Source organism: Paraburkholderia sp. MM5496-R1, assembly GCF_050436205.1.
Taxonomy (GTDB): domain Bacteria; phylum Pseudomonadota; class Gammaproteobacteria; order Burkholderiales; family Burkholderiaceae; genus Paraburkholderia; species Paraburkholderia tuberum.
Window position 1 is genome coordinate 946,353 of the sequence record NZ_JBNDLT010000003.1, and the last position, 19,255, is coordinate 965,607.

The 19,255-nt window shown below is 63.7% G+C and carries 16 protein-coding genes; 14 read left to right on the plus strand and 2 right to left on the minus strand.

Going from position 1 to position 19,255, the window contains the following annotated elements; translation table 11 throughout:
• Positions 1 to 47 precede the first annotated feature (47 nt).
• Both tssC and tssB read right to left on the minus strand, forming a co-directional pair.
• Positions 48 to 1,610 carry a type VI secretion system contractile sheath large subunit gene (tssC, locus tag OKW38_RS30645; RefSeq protein ID WP_090807867.1) on the minus strand — a complete coding sequence of 521 codons (1,563 nt, stop codon included), beginning with the start codon at positions 1,608 to 1,610 and terminating at the stop codon, positions 48 to 50.
• Positions 1,611 to 1,695: 85 nt separating this feature from the next.
• A complete protein-coding gene (gene tssB, locus OKW38_RS30650; RefSeq protein ID WP_090807869.1) occupies positions 1,696 to 2,208 on the minus strand; it encodes a type VI secretion system contractile sheath small subunit in 513 nt (170 codons plus the stop codon).
• Positions 2,209 to 2,806: 598 nt separating this feature from the next.
• On the opposite strand from tssB, the gene tssK reads away from it, so the two are divergent.
• The 14 genes from tssK (at position 2,807) to OKW38_RS30720 (ending at position 19,246) form a co-directional block, all read left to right on the plus strand.
• Complete coding sequence (gene tssK, locus OKW38_RS30655) at positions 2,807 to 4,159, plus strand: type VI secretion system baseplate subunit TssK (RefSeq protein ID WP_090807871.1); 1,353 nt, start codon at positions 2,807 to 2,809, stop codon at positions 4,157 to 4,159.
• Positions 4,156 to 4,920, plus strand: a complete 765-nt coding sequence (locus OKW38_RS30660; RefSeq protein ID WP_429364633.1) for a DotU family type IV/VI secretion system protein — start codon at positions 4,156 to 4,158, stop codon at positions 4,918 to 4,920. The genes tssK and OKW38_RS30660 overlap by 4 nt, the downstream gene beginning before the upstream one ends.
• A 119-nt stretch (positions 4,921 to 5,039) precedes the next feature.
• Positions 5,040 to 6,743, plus strand: coding sequence for an OmpA family protein (locus OKW38_RS30665; protein ID WP_429365552.1), 1,704 nt, complete (start codon positions 5,040 to 5,042; stop codon positions 6,741 to 6,743).
• A gap of 98 nt (positions 6,744 to 6,841) precedes the next feature.
• Positions 6,842 to 7,327 carry an Hcp family type VI secretion system effector gene (locus tag OKW38_RS30670; protein WP_090807873.1) on the plus strand — a complete coding sequence of 162 codons (486 nt, stop codon included), beginning with the start codon at positions 6,842 to 6,844 and terminating at the stop codon, positions 7,325 to 7,327.
• Between the two features lie 142 nt (positions 7,328 to 7,469).
• Positions 7,470 to 10,226 carry a type VI secretion system ATPase TssH gene (tssH, locus tag OKW38_RS30675; RefSeq protein WP_429364635.1) on the plus strand — a complete coding sequence of 919 codons (2,757 nt, stop codon included), beginning with the start codon at positions 7,470 to 7,472 and terminating at the stop codon, positions 10,224 to 10,226.
• Positions 10,227 to 10,237: 11 nt separating this feature from the next.
• The gene (gene tssE, locus OKW38_RS30680; protein WP_429364636.1) at positions 10,238 to 10,660 is read left to right on the plus strand and encodes a type VI secretion system baseplate subunit TssE; all 423 of its coding nucleotides are present in this window, start codon (positions 10,238 to 10,240) and stop codon (positions 10,658 to 10,660) included.
• A 232-nt stretch (positions 10,661 to 10,892) separates the two neighbouring features.
• Complete coding sequence (locus OKW38_RS30685; protein WP_429364637.1) at positions 10,893 to 13,277, plus strand: bifunctional salicylyl-CoA 5-hydroxylase/oxidoreductase; 2,385 nt, start codon at positions 10,893 to 10,895, stop codon at positions 13,275 to 13,277.
• Positions 13,274 to 14,047, plus strand: coding sequence for an SDR family NAD(P)-dependent oxidoreductase (locus OKW38_RS30690; protein WP_429364638.1), 774 nt, complete (start codon positions 13,274 to 13,276; stop codon positions 14,045 to 14,047). Before OKW38_RS30685 ends, OKW38_RS30690 begins: the two co-directional genes overlap by 4 nt.
• Complete coding sequence (locus OKW38_RS30695) at positions 14,044 to 14,604, plus strand: MarR family winged helix-turn-helix transcriptional regulator (protein WP_184030378.1); 561 nt, start codon at positions 14,044 to 14,046, stop codon at positions 14,602 to 14,604. The genes OKW38_RS30690 and OKW38_RS30695 overlap by 4 nt, the downstream gene beginning before the upstream one ends.
• A gap of 19 nt (positions 14,605 to 14,623) precedes the next feature.
• Positions 14,624 to 15,475, plus strand: coding sequence for an enoyl-CoA hydratase family protein (locus OKW38_RS30700; RefSeq protein WP_429364640.1), 852 nt, complete (start codon positions 14,624 to 14,626; stop codon positions 15,473 to 15,475).
• 1 nt (position 15,476) lies between these two features.
• A complete protein-coding gene (locus tag OKW38_RS30705) occupies positions 15,477 to 16,688 on the plus strand; it encodes an acyl-CoA dehydrogenase family protein (protein ID WP_429364642.1) in 1,212 nt (403 codons plus the stop codon).
• The gene (locus tag OKW38_RS30710) at positions 16,685 to 17,128 is read left to right on the plus strand and encodes an acyl-CoA thioesterase (protein WP_090807889.1); all 444 of its coding nucleotides are present in this window, start codon (positions 16,685 to 16,687) and stop codon (positions 17,126 to 17,128) included. Before OKW38_RS30705 ends, OKW38_RS30710 begins: the two co-directional genes overlap by 4 nt.
• Positions 17,129 to 17,203: 75 nt before the next feature.
• Positions 17,204 to 17,521: a RidA family protein gene (locus OKW38_RS30715; RefSeq protein ID WP_429364644.1), complete on the plus strand. Its 318-nt coding sequence runs from the start codon at positions 17,204 to 17,206 to the stop codon at positions 17,519 to 17,521.
• A gap of 84 nt (positions 17,522 to 17,605) precedes the next feature.
• The gene (locus tag OKW38_RS30720) at positions 17,606 to 19,246 is read left to right on the plus strand and encodes an AMP-binding protein (RefSeq protein WP_429364646.1); all 1,641 of its coding nucleotides are present in this window, start codon (positions 17,606 to 17,608) and stop codon (positions 19,244 to 19,246) included.
• Positions 19,247 to 19,255 lie beyond the last annotated feature (9 nt).

A 19,255-nucleotide genomic window follows, 5' to 3' on the forward strand; every position in this document is an offset into this window, starting at 1 on the left:
GACGCATGTTTCAGCGCCCCGGCGGGGGTTACATCAGGTAATGAGGATCAGCTCTTGGCTTTCGGCATCTGCGATACCAGCGACAGGCCGATGTCCATGCCTTCCACCTGGAAGTGCGGAATGATGAAGAGCTTGATGCGGAAGAAGCCCGGGTTGTCCTCGATGTCCTCGACCGTGACCTTCGCCTCACGCAGCGGATGCGACGACTGCAACTCGTCGCCCGGATCCTTCATCTCTGTCACGAGGCCCTTGATCCAGCTGTTCAGCTCAAGTTCGAGCAGACGCCGGTCCTTGGTCGTGCCGATGTTCTCGCGCTGGATCAGCTTCAGGTAGTGCGCGATGCGCGAGAGCAGGAAGATGTAAGGCAGGCGCGCATTGATGCGGCTGTTCGCGGTCGCCTCCCTGGTCTCATACAGCGCCGGTTTCTGTGCCGAGCTGGCCGAGAAGAAGCACGCGAAGTCGTGGTTCTTGTAGAACGAGAGCGGAATGAAGCCGAGGTTGGCGAACTCGAATTCGCGGGTTTCGGGAATCAGCACTTCGGTCGGAATCTTCGGCTGCGCGCCGGTGCCCAGGTCGTACAGATGAACCGGCAGGTCCTCGACCTTGCCGCCCGCCTGCGGGCCGCGGATCTGCACGCACCAGCCGTTGTTGACAAAGCTGCGCGTCATGTTGGCCGCGAAGGCGAACGACGCGTTGACCCACAGGTATTTGTCGTGGTCCGGACCCTTGACCGCTTCCTCATAGTTGAACGAACGCACCGGCGTCGTATCCTTGCCGTACGGCAGGCGACCGAGCACACGCGGCATTGTCAGGCCCACGTAGCGGGCGTCATCGGTGTCACGGAAGCTCTTCCACTTGATGTACTCGGCGCGATCAAAGTAGTTGCCGATATCCTGGATCGCGGCCACTTCTTCCATCGACTGCTTGCCGAAGAACGCGGCGCCGACTGAGCCGACGAACGGCATGTGCGCGGCTGCGGCCACCTTTGAGACGTTACGCAGCAGCGCCACGTCCTGCGGCGAGTTGGTGAACTCGTAGTCGCTGATCATCGCGCTGATCGGCTGACCACCCGGCGTGTCGTACTCCTCGATGTAGGTGAGGCGGTACAGGCCGCTCTGGATGATCTCGGGCGTATCCTCGAAATCGCGGTGCAGTGCCTCCTTCGACACGTCAAGCACTTCGACGCGCGCGTTGCGACGGAAGTCTGTCCGGCTCACGAGCATCTTGAGACCACGCCAGCGACCTTCGAGCGCCTGAAATTCCGGCGTATGCATCACTGCGTCGAGCTGCCGGCTGATCTGGCGGTCAATCTGGCCGATGTGGAAATCGAGCAGCGACTTGTCGAGCCGGTCGACCGGCTTGCTCGCCTTGCTCACGAGATCCAGGAATGCGCCCATGCCGCGCGCGATACGCTCGTCGGCCGACGCTTCAGAGAGCATGTCGTTGTCGCGGAAGGCCAGGAGCGGTCGCGCTTCGGCGACGGGCTTCAGGTTGATCTTGCTGCACAGGGACGCGTAGACGCTGTCGCTGCTGCTGTCATGATTGCCTTGCGGGGCGTCCAGCACGACGGTTTCGGTCGTGCCGCCTTGCTGCGATTCAGTGGGATTCATTTCGTGTCCTGTCTGCGATACTATCGCTACCTGCATATCTGTCCGGTTATGGAACGCGGTGAAGGCCGTCCTGGGCCGACGCCGTTCAGGCATGGCCTTCAGGCTGGGTGGCCGCCGTCGCGATCTGTGCGAGTTCGCCGCGCAGCTTGTCAGAGAGCGGCTTATCCTTCAGAATCTTCTCGAACTCACGGCGGAACGTGCCGTTATCGAGCAGATTCGATTTCAGGTCACGCAGCAGATTGCGCACCGCCAGCAGCGCCTGCATCTCCGGGATCTGACGTGCCACCTGTTCCGGCTCGAAGTCTTTCAGCGAGCGAAACGAGAGGTTCACCGGCAGTTCCGAGCCGTCGCCAGCCAGGGTGTTTTCCGCAGCGACCTTGAGGTCCGGCGCGTAGTCAGCGAGAACAGAATCAAAATTATTCTTGTTGATGTCCGTTTTCTTGCGCTCGGCGAGCGGCGCCTGTTCCTTGCCCGCGCTGAAGTCACCGGCGACGAGCAGCTTCAACGGCAGCTCGACCTTCTTCTGGGCACCGCCCGTATGCAAATCTAACGTGATCGAAACCCGACTTTTCGGAATTTCGCGCTGGAAGCTGTCCATTTGTATTCCTTATTGAACGACGTTCAGGATCCCCGCAGAACTCGCCCGGTGCGATGCGGTGACCTCTTTCGATCGGGCGCACACGCATATGCGTGTTTCGCTCGCGAAGGACTCCTTGTGGTACCCCATAGCGCGGCCTCCATTCATGCGATCATTATTGCCACGCGCTATTAAACAGGTTTACCCGCGCCGAGTCAAAGTACGTCGGCGCTGTGAAATCGATACGAATTATAAAGACATCGTAAATAATTGTTAATGATCGTCAATTCAATTCGCATTCAGACTCGTCAATATGAATAATTTGATAAACGAGGTATGCGAATGCGTGACAATTTTCACGAAACCGTTGCTGGCATGGGCTCACAAGGGCATGACATTCTCTGACAATCTTTCAATGATGAAGGCGGTACGATGGCAACATCGCGCTAACCATGCATCGCGAATATTGCCTATTCTGGCACGGACAATATCTCAAAAATAATCATCCTCTATTTGATGTAGTTCGCATGCTTAACTATTCGCAACTGTATACGGATCACAAGTCACGCGTATAGAATCGCCACTCACCATAATCCAAGATAACGGCACAACCACACCCATGCGGATCGATAAACCGCTCTTTCACGAAGGGCTGATCCTAACCCAACAGCACTTCCAGCAGCTGGGTCGAAACGTCGACTTCACGTTGAACCAGATCGCTGCCGCCTGCGTCGCCGAGCCGTGGGGCACGCAGGGCATCGATATCGACGAGGAAGTGCTTGCAGCTGGGCGTCTGAAGCTCACCCGACTGAAGCTGCGTTTTCCGGACGGCACACTGATCGACTCCACGGTGACCGATGCGTTGCCGCCTGCACGTGATCTGACGCAGGGACTGCCAGCCGATGTGCAGAGCGTGGTCGTGCTGGCCGCCCTGCCGCTGTTCAATGCCACGGGCAGCAACTGCCGGTTCGACGAAGCGACGCTGGCGCGGCCGCGGCGCTCATACCGGGAGTTCGTCAAGGTCATCGACCTCAACGGTACCGGCGAGGCCGAGATTGCCGCCGAACGCCATGCGGTGCGACTGCTGTTCGACTTCGAGTCGCATGCCGACGACACGGTGTGTGCGATTGCCCGGTTGACGCGTACCACGAGCGGGCAATTTCAGGTCGACCACCGATACGTGCCACCGTGCCTGACGCTTGGCAGTCATGCGCTGCACGTCGAACGGATCAATCGTCTTGCCGACATCCTGCAGGCGAAGAGCACGGCGCTGGGTTCGCGCAGAAGCGAACGCATCGAGCAGGTTGCCGAATACGGCGTGGCCGACGTGCAGCTGTTCTGGTTGCTCCACTGCATCCATACGGTCTGGCCGCAACTGCGGTTCTTCTCGACGCATCCGGGCCAGCCTCCCGAGCGGCTGTACTCGACGCTTGCCCAGCTGGCGAGCGTCCTCATGACGTTCTCGACCGGCTCGCAGCTCGGCGACATTCCGGCGTATGACCACGTACGCGCCGATGAAGTATTCGCCAGGCTCGAGACACAGATCCGTGATCTGCTCGACGCGATCATTCCGTCGCGTGTGGTGTCGATCGGGCTCACGCACAGGAATCCGACGACGTGGGCGGGCCAGTTCCTCGACGAGCGCATCGTAGCGAGTTCCGCCGACTGGTACCTGTCGGTCCACGCCGCGTCGCCTGCATTCGAACTCGTCGAGCAGTTCCCGAGGCTCTGCAAGATAGGTGCGCCGGACGATATCGAGCACATCGTCAATTCGGCGCTCCCAGGCATTCCACTCAAGGCCGTGCAGCGTGTGCCGGCCGCCATTCCGGTGCGGCTGGACAACCAGTACTTCGCGCTCGACGCGAGCGATCCCGCGCACGCGCGGATGCTGGCCGCCCGCGCCTGCCAGATCTACCTGCCGACGTCGGTTCCCGACGCGTCGCTTGAACTTTACGCGGTGTTGCGCTCATGAGCACGCTGACTCCTGCCCGCGGCGAGACCGCCCTGATGGGTGGATTCGCCTCTGCGAACCGTACTGCCGCCAGTGGTATCCGGGACCTGCTGCGCGACACGGCCCTGCTCGTGACGCGATTATCCGAGGGTGGCCACGCGGAAGACCCGGCTACCCTGCGTCAACGTTGCAAGCAGCTGATGGCGGGTTTCTCAACCGCGCTCGATCAGCGCGGTTTTGCGGCGGACGTCCGCGAAGACGCAGAGGTTGCCCAATGCGGGCTGCTCGACGAGGCCGTACTGCGCAACCTGAGTGCGCAGAACAAGCCGGTCTGGGATGCGCAGCCGTTGCAGGTCGAGCGGTTTGGCAAGCATGACGCGGGCGAACGCGTGTTCGAACGGCTCGAGCAGCGGATGCGTGAAGCGTCGCCGCACATTGCGCTGCTCGAATGCTACGCGGCGGTCCTCGGGATGGGGTTCATGGGCCGCTACGCCCGTGAAGGCGAAGCGAAGCGTTCCGTGCTGATCGCCTCACTCAATACGCAACTCGAAAAACTGCGCCCCGAAGGAAGTCCCCTTGGGGGGCGCCCGGTCGCTGCCCGCCCTTTCTTTGCCGATCGTACCGGCAGGCGGTTCTCGGACTGGTTCTACCGCCTCTCGCCCTGGGCGATTGCCGGCCTCGCGTGCGTGGCGGCCGCGGTGATCTGGCTGATATGGGCACAGGTGCTCGATGCGCAGCTCGCCCACCTCGTACCAGCTGTACCGACGGCGCCGCGGCCGTGAAGTCCGATCTGCACGAACCGTCCGGACCGGCGCTCGGGGACTCGATCCGCACACTGGACCAGGCGCAGAGCCGCGCGCTGGAGGGCCTGGGTTACCCGTTCCGTGCCATCGTGACACTGATGGCCGCGCTCGCGCTCGCCGTTATCTGGCTGGTGTTGCCTGTCTCCCAGGAGGGCTTCCTTCGACCAACGGAAGTCCCTGTGGGACCGGGCGCCGGACAGGGTCTCGCATGGACGCTCACTGTCCCCATCGTCCTGTCCTGGCTGGTACTGATCTGGCTGCGCACCCGTCAGCTCTCACGCGCGCGCGAACAGAACGTACACGTACTGACTGCACCCGGCGCCGCTACGTCGAATATCCCGGTCAACCTGCGCACCCGCATGCCGCTCGTGCTCGTGACCGGCGACGCCTTGGGGAACCTGTTCGACCGGATTGCCGGAGAGCGACGTCTCGCACACGTTGGCGACGGCGCAATATGGCTACGGGCCGACCGGCTGCAGGATCTGCCCCGCCTTGCGGTGGCCGTAAAGCAGTGGCGCGATGGGCGCGCACCCGATGGTGTCGTGCTGTCGGTTGCGCCGGCATTGCACGCGGGTGAAGACGTCCTGACGCAGAATCTGCGCGTCGTGCGGCAGTCCGTCGCTGACGCCTCGCGCATGCTCGGCGTGCGCCTGCCAGGCTTTGTTGCCGTCTACCAGCGGCTCACCAATGCGCCGGCCACACTCGCGATGCCACAGTGGTATGGCGTGTCATCGGCTACGCGCCTGGCTGACGCAAGCCGTTTTGAAGCCGTGGTCCAGGTGGCCGAAACTGAAGTTGAGCGGGCCGGAGGCGACCGTGCCGTGGCGGCACGCGCGGCAAGCCTGGCTTCGATCGTCGGCTGGACCCAGCGCGTCGTGATCGGCGTGCTAAGCGACCGCCGGCAGCCGGCCACGCCGTGGGCACTGTTCGGCGCGGGCTGGATCGATTGCGGGCCGGCGAGCGGTCCGGGCAGGCCCTGGGAGCGCGACGTCGAAATGCAGACCCGGGTCGTGCCGCCTGCACTGCCGGCGTCCCCGCTGCCGTGGCCGCTGCCCCAGCCGTTGATCGAGGCCATGCCGCGGCGGTTGTGGATGTCGCCGCGCCTGGCGGCTCTCGCCCACGCCGTTGCTCTGGTTGCCTGCGCGATCGCGGTGGCGTTTTGGGGCGCCGCCCGGAACAATCAGGCGCTGATCACCCGTATCGGCGCGGATCTCGGAAGATATTCGATGATTCCTGCTGCACACGACGCCGCGAAGCGCGATGCGCTGCAGGCTCTCGTGGCCGATCGCGACCAGCTCGACCGCTATTCACGCACAGGGGTGCCGCTCGGACTTTCCTTCGGCATGTACCGCGGTGCGCAGTTGATGCCGGCGCTCAACCAGGCGATCGCAACCTACCAGCCGCCGCCGCCTCCACCTGCGGTGGTCACGCTTGACAGCATGTCGCTGTTCGACAGCGGCCGCGCGCAACTGAAGCCCGGCTCGACGCGCGCGATGGTCGGCGCGCTTGAAATGATCAGGTCGCATCCGGACAAACGGATTCTCGTGGCCGGTTATACCGACAACGTTGGCAGTCCGGACAGCAACCTGACGCTGTCGGTCGCACGCGCGGGCGCGGTGCGCGACTGGCTCATCGAGGTGTCGGGCATTGCCGCCACGCAGTTCGCGATCCAGGGCTACGGCGATACGCGGCCGATCGCGAGCAACGATACGCAGGAGGGGCGAGCCAGGAACCGGCGCGTCGAAATCACGCTGGTGCCGGACGCCCCAAAAGAAATCCCGTTGGAGGATTCGACCAGATAGCAGGACCATTTTTAGCCCTCGAAGCGAACGCTTCGGGTTTCAGAGGCTCGGGGGCTGGCTCCGGGCGATTGTCGTAGTACCAGAAAAGGGAGTGAAAGATGGCAATTCCGGCTTACATGTGGGTCAAGGACGACGGTGGTGCGGACATCAAGGGTTCGGTGACAGTCCAGGGTCGCGAAGGCAGCGTCGAGCTCGTCGCGTTCGACCATGGCGTGAACATCCCGACCGACGGCAACACGGGCAAGCTGACCGGTACGCGCGTGCACAAGCCGATCAAGCTGACCAAGGAAACCGATGCGTCGACGCCGTACCTGTACAAGGCGGTGACGAGCGGTCAGACGCTGAAGTCGGTCGAGATCAAGTGGTACAAGATCGACGACGCGGGCAAGGAGAAAGAGTACTTCAACACCAGGCTCGACAATGTGAAGATCGTGGCCGTCAACCCGAAGATGCTCGATATCAAGAATCCGGACTACGAGAAGCACAACCACATCGAAGAGGTCGAGTTGCGCTACGAGACGATCACGTGGTCGTACAAGGACGGCAACATCATCCACAAGGATACCTGGAACGAGCGTTCCTGATCCTGGCCACAAGCCATGTTGTGCCGGAACCGGTACTGCAGCCCGCAGCCGGTTCCTTTTTTGCCAGCCCCGTACGTGGGCTGGCACTTTTTTGATACGGGTAGAGCGGCGTTTCTGCCCCGTTCCGTGATACGGCATTGATATGACACTGCGCGACTCTACCCACCTGCTTCGCCGGCTCAACCCGCACTGCGCGAGAGCGCTCGAGGCGGCTGCGAGCCTCTGCCGGACGCGCCTCGCGGACGAGATCACCGTCGAGCACTGGCTGCTCAAGCTTATCGAGGCAGACGACGGCGACATTCCTGCGATCCTGTGCCACTACGGAATCGACATCAATGCCGTCTGGGACGCGCTGATCGCGGCGATCGATCACCTGCCCCGCAACCTGCGCGGCAAACCCGCCCTTTCCCTGCAGCTGGCGACCGTGCTGCAGGATGCCTGGAACTGGGCATCATCGCAGGAGGCTGACCAGCCCATCCGTTCCGGTCATCTGTTGCAGGCGATTGTTGACGCGCCGCACGTGCTGCGTGCGCAAAACGCGTGGCCGCTGCTGTCGGTCAGTAGCGCGCAGATCCAGCGCCTGATCCCGCGACTCGGCCACCAGTCCTGCGAAAACCAGCCCGACGAAGCAGAACCGGCGGCGCCAACGACAGCGTCAGCATCCGGAGTCGACGCAAGCCAACCGCCGTCGGCCACGAGTGCGCCCACGAAACATGCGCCGCCGCGCTCGACCGACGGCGAGGCACTTGCCCGGTTCGCCATCGACCTGACCGACAAGGCCCGTCGCGGCGAGATTGACCCCGTGTTCGGGCGCGAACGCGAAATCCAGCAGATGGTCGACGTGCTCGCGCGGCGACGCAAGAACAATCCGATCCTCGTCGGCGAGCCGGGTGTTGGCAAGACCGCGCTGGTCGAAGGCCTCGCGCTACGCGTCGCTGAAGGCAGCGTGCCCAATGTGATCCGCGACGTACGCATTCTGACGCTCGACCTGGGCCTGCTGCAGGCAGGCGCAGGTGTGAAGGGCGAATTCGAGCAGCGCCTGAAGAACGTGATCGATGAGGTGCAGGCTTCGCCCGTGCCAATCCTGCTCTTCATCGACGAAGCCCACACGCTGATCGGCGCGGGCAACGCGGCCGGCGGCGCCGACGCGGCGAACCTGCTGAAACCCGCGCTCGCGCGTGGTGAACTGCGCACGATCGCGGCCACCACCTGGTCGGAATACAAGGAATATTTTGAGCGCGACGCGGCACTCGAGCGGCGCTTCCAGATCATCAAGGTCGACGAGCCCGATGACGAAGCAGCGTGTCTGATGCTGCGGGGGCTCGCGAGCCGCTACGCGAAACACCATAACGTGCATATCCGCGACGAAGCGCTCGTCGCGGCCGTGAAACTCTCGCGCCGCTATATCCCGGCCCGGCAGTTGCCCGACAAGGCGGTCGACCTGATCGACACGGCCGCTGCGCGCGTGCGCATGGGGCTGGAATCGCCGCCGTCCGAGCTGCAGCGTGCCCGCGCAGCAGTCGCCGCGATCGAAATTGAACGCTCGACGCTCGACGCGGACGAACGGGCCGGCGCTAGCAATGTCACTGCGGACGTCACGCTGCGACGTGATGCGCTCATTGCTGCTCTTGCTGATGCGAACAGTGAACTGATGGCTTTGCAGGCGCGCTACGAGCATGAGTTGGGGCTTGTCCAGGCGTTGCATGTACAGCGGGACACGAAAGATTCAAAACCGGATGCCGGAGCGCTTGCGAGCGCGAAGCGGACACTGGCCGATGCACAGGGCAGGACAGCGCTGGTTTTTGCGGACGTTGATGCGCAGGCGATCGCACGCGTAGTCGCTGAGTGGACCGGCGTGCCGGTCGGCGAACTTGTCGAGGACGAACTCAGGAGCCTGCTGACGATCGAGGACAGTCTCGCGAAGCGGGTCGTCGCACAGGACGATGCGTTGGCCGCGCTCGCGGAGAGCCTGCGCACCGCCAAGGCGGGGCTGAAGAGCGAGCGCACGCCGCTCGGCGTGTTCCTGCTGGCTGGTCCCTCGGGCGTCGGCAAGACCGAGACAGCGCTTGCGCTTGCCGATGTGCTATTCGGCGGTGAGGCGGCGCTCACGACCATCAACATGTCGGAGTACCAGGAAGCACACACGGTGTCGCAACTGAAAGGCTCGCCGCCTGGCTACGTCGGCTATGGCCGCGGCGGCATCCTGACCGAAGCGGTGCGGCAACGCCCGTACAGCGTCGTGCTGCTCGATGAGATCGAGAAGGCTCATCGCGATGTGCTCGACATCTTTTATCAGGTGTTCGATCGCGGCATGATGCGCGACGGCGAAGGCCGCGAAATCGACTTCCGCAACTGCGTGATCCTGATGACCTCCAACCTCGGCAGCGCGCAGATCGACGAGGCGACAGCGGAGAACCCGGCCATCTCGCAGGCCGAACTGCTCGAGGCGATCCATCCGCAGCTCGTTGCGCACTTCCAGCCCGCGCTGCTCGCGCGCTTCCAGACGCTGGCGTATCGCCCTCTGGACGCAGATGCGCTCGCTTCGATCGTGCGGCTCAAGCTCGCGAAAATCGCCGACCGTCTGCGCAGGCAGCACGACGTCGCATTGACCGCCGATGACGCCCTGACCGATTCACTCGCGCAGCGTTGCCTCGCGCGTGAATCGGGTGCGCGCAACGTCGATGCGTTCCTGAACCAGCGGATCCTGCCCGCCGTGTCGCGCGAACTGCTCACGCGGATGGCGAACGGCGCGGCGCCGGCGGAAATCCGGCTGTCGAGTTCGCCTGAAGGGAATCTCACGATCGACTTTGTTGAGCACGATGATGTGCCAGCAGCCGGGGCGAACGCACCAGCAGTGGAGCAAACGGGCGAACGTGTGCCGGCCGACGCCGGCATCTAGGAGAGCACACGATGCCAGCAGGCCCGTCCCTTTACGACATGCTGCTCGGCCAGATCGGCGGTGAGCCGCTCGACGCCTATGACGACAGAACGCTGGAAATCATGAGCGTGCAGCAGAATGTGCGGCGCATCCTCAACACGCGCGCGGGCGCGCTCAAGCACCTGCCCGATTATGGCCTGCCGGACCTCACGAACATTTACAAGGCACTGCCCGCTTCGTCCCACCTGCTCAGGCAGCAGATGGAGGCAACGCTTTTGAAGTACGAACCCCGGATTCGCGCAATCGACGTCGAGATCATCGACAATCAGGACCCCGGCGTGCTCGTGAGCTTCGAAATGACGTGCCACATGAAGAAGACCGGCCTGGTGCGGTTCGGCACGTACTTCGAGCCACCGGGACGGATGCGACTTGAGCGGAAGACTGAAGCAAAGTAGCCCTTCGATGAGTGAAGAACCCGATAGCCAGAAACCTTTGCGGTGCGCAAAAAAAGTTCGTCGCGGATTTTTGCTGCAAGTCGAATGCGCTTTTCTCCGGGCGTAGCCCAAGCCCTCCTAGTTCTCGCCTGCTTCGATGCAGGCTTTGTTGCGCGTCTCCGAAATTTACTTGACATCTAAACTATCAAAACCTAAATTAATCTCACCGCAGAGTTCATTTTGGGGAACCAGCATGCGCATAGTCTGTATCGGCGGCGGTCCGGCCGGTTTGTACTTCGGTCTGTTGATGAAACAACGCAACCCCGGCCATGAAGTCATGGTAATCGAGCGCAACCGCCCCTACGACACCTTCGGCTGGGGCGTCGTGTTCTCCGACCAGACGCTCGGCAATCTGCGCGCCGCCGACGCCCCGAGCGCCGAGGCGATTCTCGACGCGTTCAATCACTGGGACGACATCGAGATTCACTTTCGCGGCCGCAGCGTGCGCTCATCGGGCCACGGTTTTTGCGGCATCGGTCGCAAACGTCTGCTGAATATCCTGCAAGCGCGCTGCGAAGAACTCGGCGTGAAGCTCGTGTTCGAAACCCAGGTCGTGGACGACAGCGCGTACGACGCGGACCTGATCATCGCGAGCGACGGCCTGAACAGCCTCGTGCGCCAGAAATACGCGGACACCTACCAGCCGGACATCGACGTGCGCGACTGCCGCTTCGTGTGGCTCGGCACGAAGAAGCTGTTCGACGCGTTCACGTTCGCGTTCGAGCAAACCGAATTCGGCTGGTTCCAGGCGCACGCCTACCGCTTCGACGATCAAACCTCGACGTTCATCGTCGAAACACCGGAACGCGTGTGGCGCGCCGCCGGTCTCGACGAAATGAGCAAGGAAGACAGCATCGCGTTCTGCGAGAAGCTGTTCGCGAAGTACCTCGACGGCAACGCGCTGATGTCGAACGCGGCGCATCTGCGCGGCTCGTCGCAATGGATCCGTTTTCCGCGCGTCGTCAACAAGGAATGGGTGCATTGGCGCAGCAACGCGAACGGCACACGAACGCCGATCGTGCTGATGGGCGACGCCGCGCACACCGCGCACTTCTCGATCGGCTCGGGCACCAAGCTCGCGCTCGAAGACGCGATCGAACTCGCGAACAGCATCAGCGCGCACCCGGGTTCGCACCTGGACGATCTGGCCGCCGCATTGAAGCACTACACCGAAGTACGCAGCGTCGACGTGCTGCGCATCCAGAACGCCGCGCGCAATTCGACCGAATGGTTCGAGCACGTCGATCGTTATACGTCGTTCGAGCCGGAACAGTTCGCGTATTCGTTGCTCACGCGCTCGCAGCGCATCTCGCACGAAAACCTGCGCGAGCGCGATGCGCAGTATCTGTCCGGTTTCGAGGACTGGCTCGCGAAGCGCGCGGGTGTCGAGCGCGCAGCGGACAGGCATTCGATTCCGCCGATGTTCACCCCCTTGAAGGTGCGCGGCGTCAAGCTGAAAAATCGCGTGATGGTGTCGCCGATGGCGCAGTACTCGGCGGTAAACGGCGTGGCCGGCGACTATCACCTGATGCATCTCGGCGCGCGCGCGATGGGCGGCGCCGCGCTCGTGATGACCGAGATGACCTGCGTGTCGCCCGAAGCGCGTATCACGCCCGGATGCCCGGGCATGTACGCGCCCGAGCATCTGGTCGCATGGAAACGCATCGTCGATCTGGTCCATCTGCAATCGGATGCGAAGATCGGCATCCAGCTCGGCCACTCGGGGGCGAAAGGTTCGACGCGCGTCGCGTGGGAAGGCATCGATCAGCCGCTCGACGATGGCAACTGGCCACTCGTTTCGGCGTCGCCGCAGCAGTATCTGCGCGGCATCAGCCAGCATTCGCGCGAAGCCACGCATGACGAACTGCGCACCATCGAGCAGCAGTTCGTCGAGGCGACGCGCATGTCGATCGAAGCGGGTTTCGACTGGCTCGAACTGCACTGCGCGCATGGCTATTTCCTGTCGAGCTTCCTGTCGCCGCTCACGAATCACCGTACCGACACATACGGCGGTCCGCTCGAAAACCGTCTGCGTTACCCGCTGCGGGTATTCAGCGCGATCCGCGCGGTGTGGCCGCAAGACAAGCCGATCTCGGTGCGGATTTCGGCGCACGACTGGGTCGAGGGCGGCAACACGCCCGACGACGCCGTGAAGATCGCGCAAGCGTTCAAGGCGGCCGGCGCGGACATGATCGACGTGTCGTCGGGCCAGGTCAGCAAGGAAGAAAAGCCCGTGTTTGGCCGCATGTTCCAGACGCCGTTCGCCGATCGCGTGCGCAACGAAGCCGGCATCGCGACGATCGCGGTCGGCGCGATTTCGGAAGCGGACCACGTGAACAGCATCATCGCGGCGGGTCGCGCCGATCTGTGCGCGATCGCGCGGCCGCATCTCGCGAATCCGTCGTGGACGTTGAACGAAGCGGCAAAGATCGGCTATCTCGACGTCGCGTGGCCGAAACCCTATACCGCCGCGAAAATGCAGCTCGAACGCAACCTCGAACGCGAGCGTGCGCAGGCCATCGCCAACGCCGGCCTCACGGCGCAACAACGCGCGCAACGCGCCGAAGGAACCGTGTGAACACCTCAGACACTCCTCTCGCCGGACAACACGCGGTCGTCACCGGCGGCGGCGGCGGCATCGGCGCGGCCATCGCGCAGGCGCTGCTGCGCGCCGGCGCGCGCGTCACGCTGATGGGCCGCAACGCGCAACGCCTCGACACGCAGCGAGAGCAATGCACGGCGCTCGGCGACGTCGCGTGTATCAGCGTGGACGTCACGCAAGAAGATTCGGTGGCGCGCGCATTCGAGCAGGCGGGCGCCGTCGATATCCTCGTGAACAACGCGGGCCAGGCGCAGGCCGCGCCGTTCACGCAGACCGATATCGCGCTGTGGCAACGCATGCTCGACGTGAATCTGACTGGCGTGTTTCTCGGCACGCGCGCCGTCCTGCCCGGCATGCTCGAGCGTGGCTATGGCCGCATCGTCAACGTCGCGAGCACCGCGGGGCAAATCGGTTATGCGTACGTCGCCGCGTATTGCGCCGCGAAGCACGGCGTGATCGGTCTCACGCGCTCGCTCGCGCTCGAAACCGCGACGCGCGGCATCACGGTCAATGCAGTGTGCCCCGGCTACACCGAAACCGAGCTGCTGCATGCCTCGCTCGAACAGATCACGAGCAAGACCTCGCGCACCGCAGCACAGGCGCGCGAAACGCTGCTGCGCTCGAATCCGCAGCGCCGCTTCGTGAATCCGGAGCAGGTCGCGAACGCGGTGTTGTGGCTGTGCCGCCCCGGCTCGGATGCGATCACGGGGCAATCCATTTCCATTTCGGGTGGAGAAGTGATGTGAGCAAATCAACCCAAGCAAAAAAGTCGGCGGCGGCATCGGATGCGAAGCTGTCGCGCAAAGGCGTGGCTCAACCCGCGGAGAACGTCGTGGACCTCGAAATGAGCACCGGAGCGGACAGCCACATGGGCCTGCGTTTGTGGCTGCGCATGCTGACCACCACCAACCTCGTCCAGGCCGAATTGCGCAAACGTCTGCGCACCGAATTCGACACCACGCTGCCGCGATTCGATCTGATGGCGCAGCTCGAACGACATCCCGATGGCCTGAAGATGACCGAGCTGTCGCGCCGTTTGATGGTGACGGGCGGCAACGTCACTGGCATCACCGATCAGCTCGAAAAAGAAGGGCTCGTCACGCGCGACACCGATCCGAACGACCGCCGCTCGATCAGCGTGTGCCTGACGCCCGCTGGCCGCAAGGCCTTCGACAAAATGGCCGTCGCGCACGAGCAATGGGTCGTCGAACTGTTCGGCGGCCTGAGCCTCGACGAAAAGATGAAGACGCATCAGGACCTCGGCAAGCTCAAGCAGCATCTGCTCGACAGCCTGAGAGGCTGACTTCGCACTGGAGGAATACATGACACGATCCAACGCCGACGCACTGTTGTCCGGCAACCGCCTGACCCTGGCAGGCTACGAGGCGAAGCATGTCGGCTGGTCGGTGAGCGACAAGGTCGCGACGATCACGCTGAACCGTCCCGAGCGCAAGAACCCGCTGACCTTCGAATCGTATGCGGAGCTGCGCAACCTGTTCCGCGATCTCGCATACGCGACCGACGTGAAAGCCGTCGTGCTGCACGGCGCGGGCGAAAACTTCTGCTCGGGCGGCGACGTGCACGACATCATCGCGCCGCTGATCGATCTGCCGATGCCCGAGTTGTTGATGTTCACGCGTATGACCGGCGACCTCGTCAAGGCAATGCGCCATTGCCCGCAGCCGATCGTCGCAGCCGTCGACGGCGTCTGCGCGGGCGCCGGCGCGATCCTCGCGATGGCTTCCGATCTGCGCCTCGGCACCGCGCGCAGCAAGCTCGCGTTCCTGTTTACGCGCGTCGGCCTCGCCGGCTGCGACATGGGCGCGTGCGCGATGCTGCCGCGCATCATCGGCCAGGGACGCGCCGCCGAACTGCTGTTCACCGGCCGCTCGGCAAGCGGCGACGAAGCTCACGCCTGGGGCTTTTACAACCGCCTGTGCGACCCGGCCGCGCTCATCGAAGAAACACAGAAGCTCGCCGCCGATCTCGCGGCCGGCCCGAGCTTCGCGCACGGCATGACGAAGAAGATGCTGCACCAGGAATGGAGTATGAGCATCGACGAAGCGATCGAATCCGAAGCGCAGGCGCAGGCGATCTGCATGGGCACGCGCGATTTCGAGCGCGCGTACAACGCGTTCGCGGCGAAGACGCGTCCGGTGTTCGAAGGAGACTGAGTTGAGCGCTGATCATCAGAACATCCCGATCGATTTGCACAGCCCGCTCGCGTGGCCGTTTTTCGAGCCGCGTCATCGCGAACTCGCGGCAGGCATCGACGCATGGTGCCGCGCGCATCTCACGCATAACGAACATGGCGACACCGATGCGACCTGCCGTGTGCTGGTGCGCGAACTCGGTCACGCCGGCTGGCTGAAATACGGCGTCGGCGGTGTCGCCTATGGCGGCCACGGCGACACGATCGACACGCGCGCCGTATGCCTGCTGCGCGAAACGCTCGCGCGCTATTCGGGCCTCGCCGATTTCGCACTGGCGATGCAAGGCCTCGGCTCGGGCGCGATCTCGCTCGCGGGCACGCATGAGCAGAAATCGCGTTATCTGCCGCGCGTCGCGAGCGGCACGGCGATCGCCGCGTTCGCGCTGTCGGAGCCGCAAGCGGGCTCGGACGTCGCCGCGATGGCGCTCGCGGCTCGCGAAGAGGGTGAGCAATACGTGCTCGACGGCGAAAAGACGTGGATTTCGAACGGCGGCATCGCGGACTTCTACGTGGTGTTCGCGCGCACTGGCGAAGCGCCGGGCGCGCGCGGCATCAGCGCGTTCATCGTGGATGCGCAGACGCCGGGCCTCGACATCGCCGAGCGCATCGACGTAATCGCGCCGCATCCGCTCGCGCGCCTGCGCTTCACGAACGCGCGCGTGCCGAAGAGCCAGATGCTAGGTGCGCCAGGCGAAGGTTTCAAGATCGCCATGCGCACGCTCGATATTTTCCGCACCTCGGTGGCGGCCGCATCGCTTGGCTTTGCCCGTCATGCGATGGCCGAGGGCCTCGCGCGCGCGGCGTCGCGCAAGATGTTCGGCCAGACGCTCGGCGACTTCCAGTTGACCCAGGCGAAGCTCGCGCAGATGGCGTTGACGATCGACAGCAGCGCGCTGCTCGTCTATCGCGCCGCGTGGCTGCGCGACCAGGGCGAAAGCGTCACGCGCGAAGCCGCGATGGCGAAGTGGCACGCGAGCGAAGGCGCGCAGCAGGTGATCGACGCGGCAGTGCAGCTTTACGGCGGCATGGGTGTGCAAAGCGGCAGCGCGGTCGAGATGCTGTACCGCGAGATCCGCGCGCTGCGCATCTACGAAGGCGCGACCGAGGTGCAGCAGCTGATCGTCGGCCGCGATCTGTTGAGGGCGCATGCCGCCGCGAACGGGAATGCGCAATGAGCACTTCGTTCGAGCGGCCCATACGCATCCGCTTTTCGCACTGCGATCCCGCGGGCATCGTGTTCTTTCCGCAGTACCTCGTGATGACCAACGTGCTCGTCGAAGACTGGTTCAACGAGGGCTTGCGCATCGACTACGCGCACATGATCGCGCGGCGCCGCATCGGACTGCCGATCGTCAAGCTCGACTGCGAGTTCTCGCGGCCGAGCCAGATGGGCGAAACGATCCTGCTCACGCTCAAGGTCCGAACCATCGGCCGCAGTTCGATCGGCATCGAGATTCACGGTCATTGCAACGGCGAAACGCGTTTCCGCTCTAAACAGGTGCTCGTGTTCATATCGTTCGACAGCGGCAAATCCATCGATATTCCCGGCGATGTCGCGAGCGCGCTCGCGGCGTACGCTCCATCGGCCCCCTCCATCGAGGCGCATCGCTCATGAAACAGGCTCTCCCTTCCCGCCGGCTGGGTCAAACCGCGCGGCTATGCGAACGGCGTCGCTGCGAGCGGCACGCAGGTGTTCATCGCCGGCCAGATCGGCTGGGACGAACAGGCGCAGTTCCAGTCCGATGACTTCGCGCAGCAGTCCGAGCAGGCGCTGAAGAATCTGCTCGCCGTGCTGCGCGAAGCGGGCGGCAAGCCCGAACACCTCGTGCGCCTCACGTGGTACGTGACCGACAAGCGCGAGTATCTCGCATCGCTGAAGGACATCGGCCGCGCGTTTCGCGAGCTGATCGGCGACTACGACATCGCGATGAGCGCGGTGCAGGTCGTCGCGCTGATGGAAGACCGCGCGAAGGTCGAGATCGAAGCCACCGCGGTGATTCCGTACTGAACGTCGTACAGGTACCGAACGCACAGGCAAGCCCTTCACACCGAACGAAGCGCATTTTCCGGCTCAACGCCTCGGGAGACCATGATGGAACCGTCAGCACACGTCGATACTTTCGCGCGCGACAATCTTCCGCCGCAGGATCAATGGCCCGTCTTGCTGCTCGACAATCCGGACGTCGCCTATCCGCCGAGGCTGAACTGCGCGACCGAACTGCTGGAGCGGACCATCGAGGCGGGGCATCGCGACCGGCCGGCGATCTGGTCCGACGTGGACGGCAAGCCGCAAGCCACCACGTACGGCGAACTGCTCGCGCGGGTCAACCGCAGCGCGCATGTGCTCGTCGATGAAATGGGCTTGCGCCCCGGCAACCGCGTGCTGCTGCGCGGACCGAACACATTGCAGATGGCCGTCGCCACACTCGCGGCGCTGAAGGCCGGGCTCGTCGTCGTGCCGACCATGCCGCTGCTGCGCGCGAAGGAGCTCAAGCAGATCATCGAGAAGGCGCAGGTCAGCGCCGCGCTTTGCGACGCGCGCCTGAGCGCGGAACTCGAGCGCTGCACGAATCCGCGGGACGAGTTCTACTGCGCGGTGCTGAAACAGACCCGCCGCTTTCACGACGACTCCGCCGATTCGCTCGACACGCTCGCCGTAAACAAGCCCGAATACTTCACCGCCAGCGACACCGCCGCGGACGACATCTGCCTGATCGCGTTCACGAGCGGCACGACCGGTGCGCCGAAAGGCTGCATGCATTTCCATCGCGACATGATCGCGATGTGCGACCTGTTCCCGCGTCATGTGCTGAAGCCTTGCGCGAACGACATCTTCTGCGGCACACCGCCGCTCGCGTTCACGTTCGGGCTCGGCGGGCTGCTGTGCTTTCCGCTGCGCGTCGGTGCCTCGACGGTGTTGGTCGAAAAGCTGACGCCGCAGACCTTGCTCGAGGTGGTCGAACGATTTCATGCGACCGTGATGTTCACCGCGCCGACGTTCTATCGGCAGATGGCGCCGCTCGTCGCGCAACATGACCTTTCGTCGCTGCAGAAGACCGTGTCGGCCGGCGAGGCGCTGCCCGATTCGACGCGGCGCCAGTGGCGCGAGGCGACCGGCATCGACATGATCGACGGTATCGGCGGCACCGAGCTGATCCACGTCTTCGTTTCGTCGCAAGGCGCGGAAATCCGGCCGAACGCGATCGGCCGCGCAGTGCCGGGCTACGTCGTGCAAGCCGTCGACGACGACATGCAACCCGTGCCGCCCGGCACGATCGGCAAACTCGCGGTGCGCGGCCCCACCGGCTGCCGCTATCTGGCCGACGAACGGCAGTCGCGCTTCGTGCGCGACGGCTGGAACCTGCCGGGCGATTCGGTCTATCTCGACGCGGACGGCTACGTGTTCTACCAGGCGCGCGCCGACGACATGATCGTGTCGGCCGGCTACAACATCTCCGGTCCTGAGGTGGAAAGCGTGCTGATGCAGCACGAGGCGGTGGCCGAATGCGGCGTGATCGGCGTGCCCGACGAAACGCGTGGGCAAATCGTGCGAGCCTTCGTCGTGGTGAACCCGGGCTACGCCGCCGACGATAAACTGGTCGCGCAGCTGCAGGATTTCGTTAAGAATAACGTCGCGCCGTATAAATATCCCCGCGTCATTACGTTCGTCGGCGCGCTGCCGCGCACCGAAACCGGCAAGCTCAAACGTTTCGAGTTGCGCATGATGACGTAACCCCTATCT

What these genes read in the sequence shown, in the direction of transcription:
- tssC (WP_090807867.1), bottom strand. Translation starts at nt 1,610, where the DNA reads ATGAATCCCACTGAATCGCAGCAAGGCGGCACGACCGAAACCGTCGTG.
- tssB (WP_090807869.1), bottom strand. Translation starts at nt 2,208, where the DNA reads ATGGACAGCTTCCAGCGCGAAATTCCGAAAAGTCGGGTTTCGATCACG.
- tssK (WP_090807871.1), top strand. Translation starts at nt 2,807, where the DNA reads ATGCGGATCGATAAACCGCTCTTTCACGAAGGGCTGATCCTAACCCAA.
- OKW38_RS30660 (WP_429364633.1), top strand. Translation starts at nt 4,156, where the DNA reads ATGAGCACGCTGACTCCTGCCCGCGGCGAGACCGCCCTGATGGGTGGA.
- OKW38_RS30665 (WP_429365552.1), top strand. Translation starts at nt 5,040, where the DNA reads ATGGCCGCGCTCGCGCTCGCCGTTATCTGGCTGGTGTTGCCTGTCTCC.
- OKW38_RS30670 (WP_090807873.1), top strand. Translation starts at nt 6,842, where the DNA reads ATGGCAATTCCGGCTTACATGTGGGTCAAGGACGACGGTGGTGCGGAC.
- tssH (WP_429364635.1), top strand. Translation starts at nt 7,470, where the DNA reads ATGACACTGCGCGACTCTACCCACCTGCTTCGCCGGCTCAACCCGCAC.
- tssE (WP_429364636.1), top strand. Translation starts at nt 10,238, where the DNA reads ATGCCAGCAGGCCCGTCCCTTTACGACATGCTGCTCGGCCAGATCGGC.
- OKW38_RS30685 (WP_429364637.1), top strand. Translation starts at nt 10,893, where the DNA reads ATGCGCATAGTCTGTATCGGCGGCGGTCCGGCCGGTTTGTACTTCGGT.
- OKW38_RS30700 (WP_429364640.1), top strand. Translation starts at nt 14,624, where the DNA reads ATGACACGATCCAACGCCGACGCACTGTTGTCCGGCAACCGCCTGACC.
- OKW38_RS30710 (WP_090807889.1), top strand. Translation starts at nt 16,685, where the DNA reads ATGAGCACTTCGTTCGAGCGGCCCATACGCATCCGCTTTTCGCACTGC.
- OKW38_RS30720 (WP_429364646.1), top strand. Translation starts at nt 17,606, where the DNA reads ATGGAACCGTCAGCACACGTCGATACTTTCGCGCGCGACAATCTTCCG.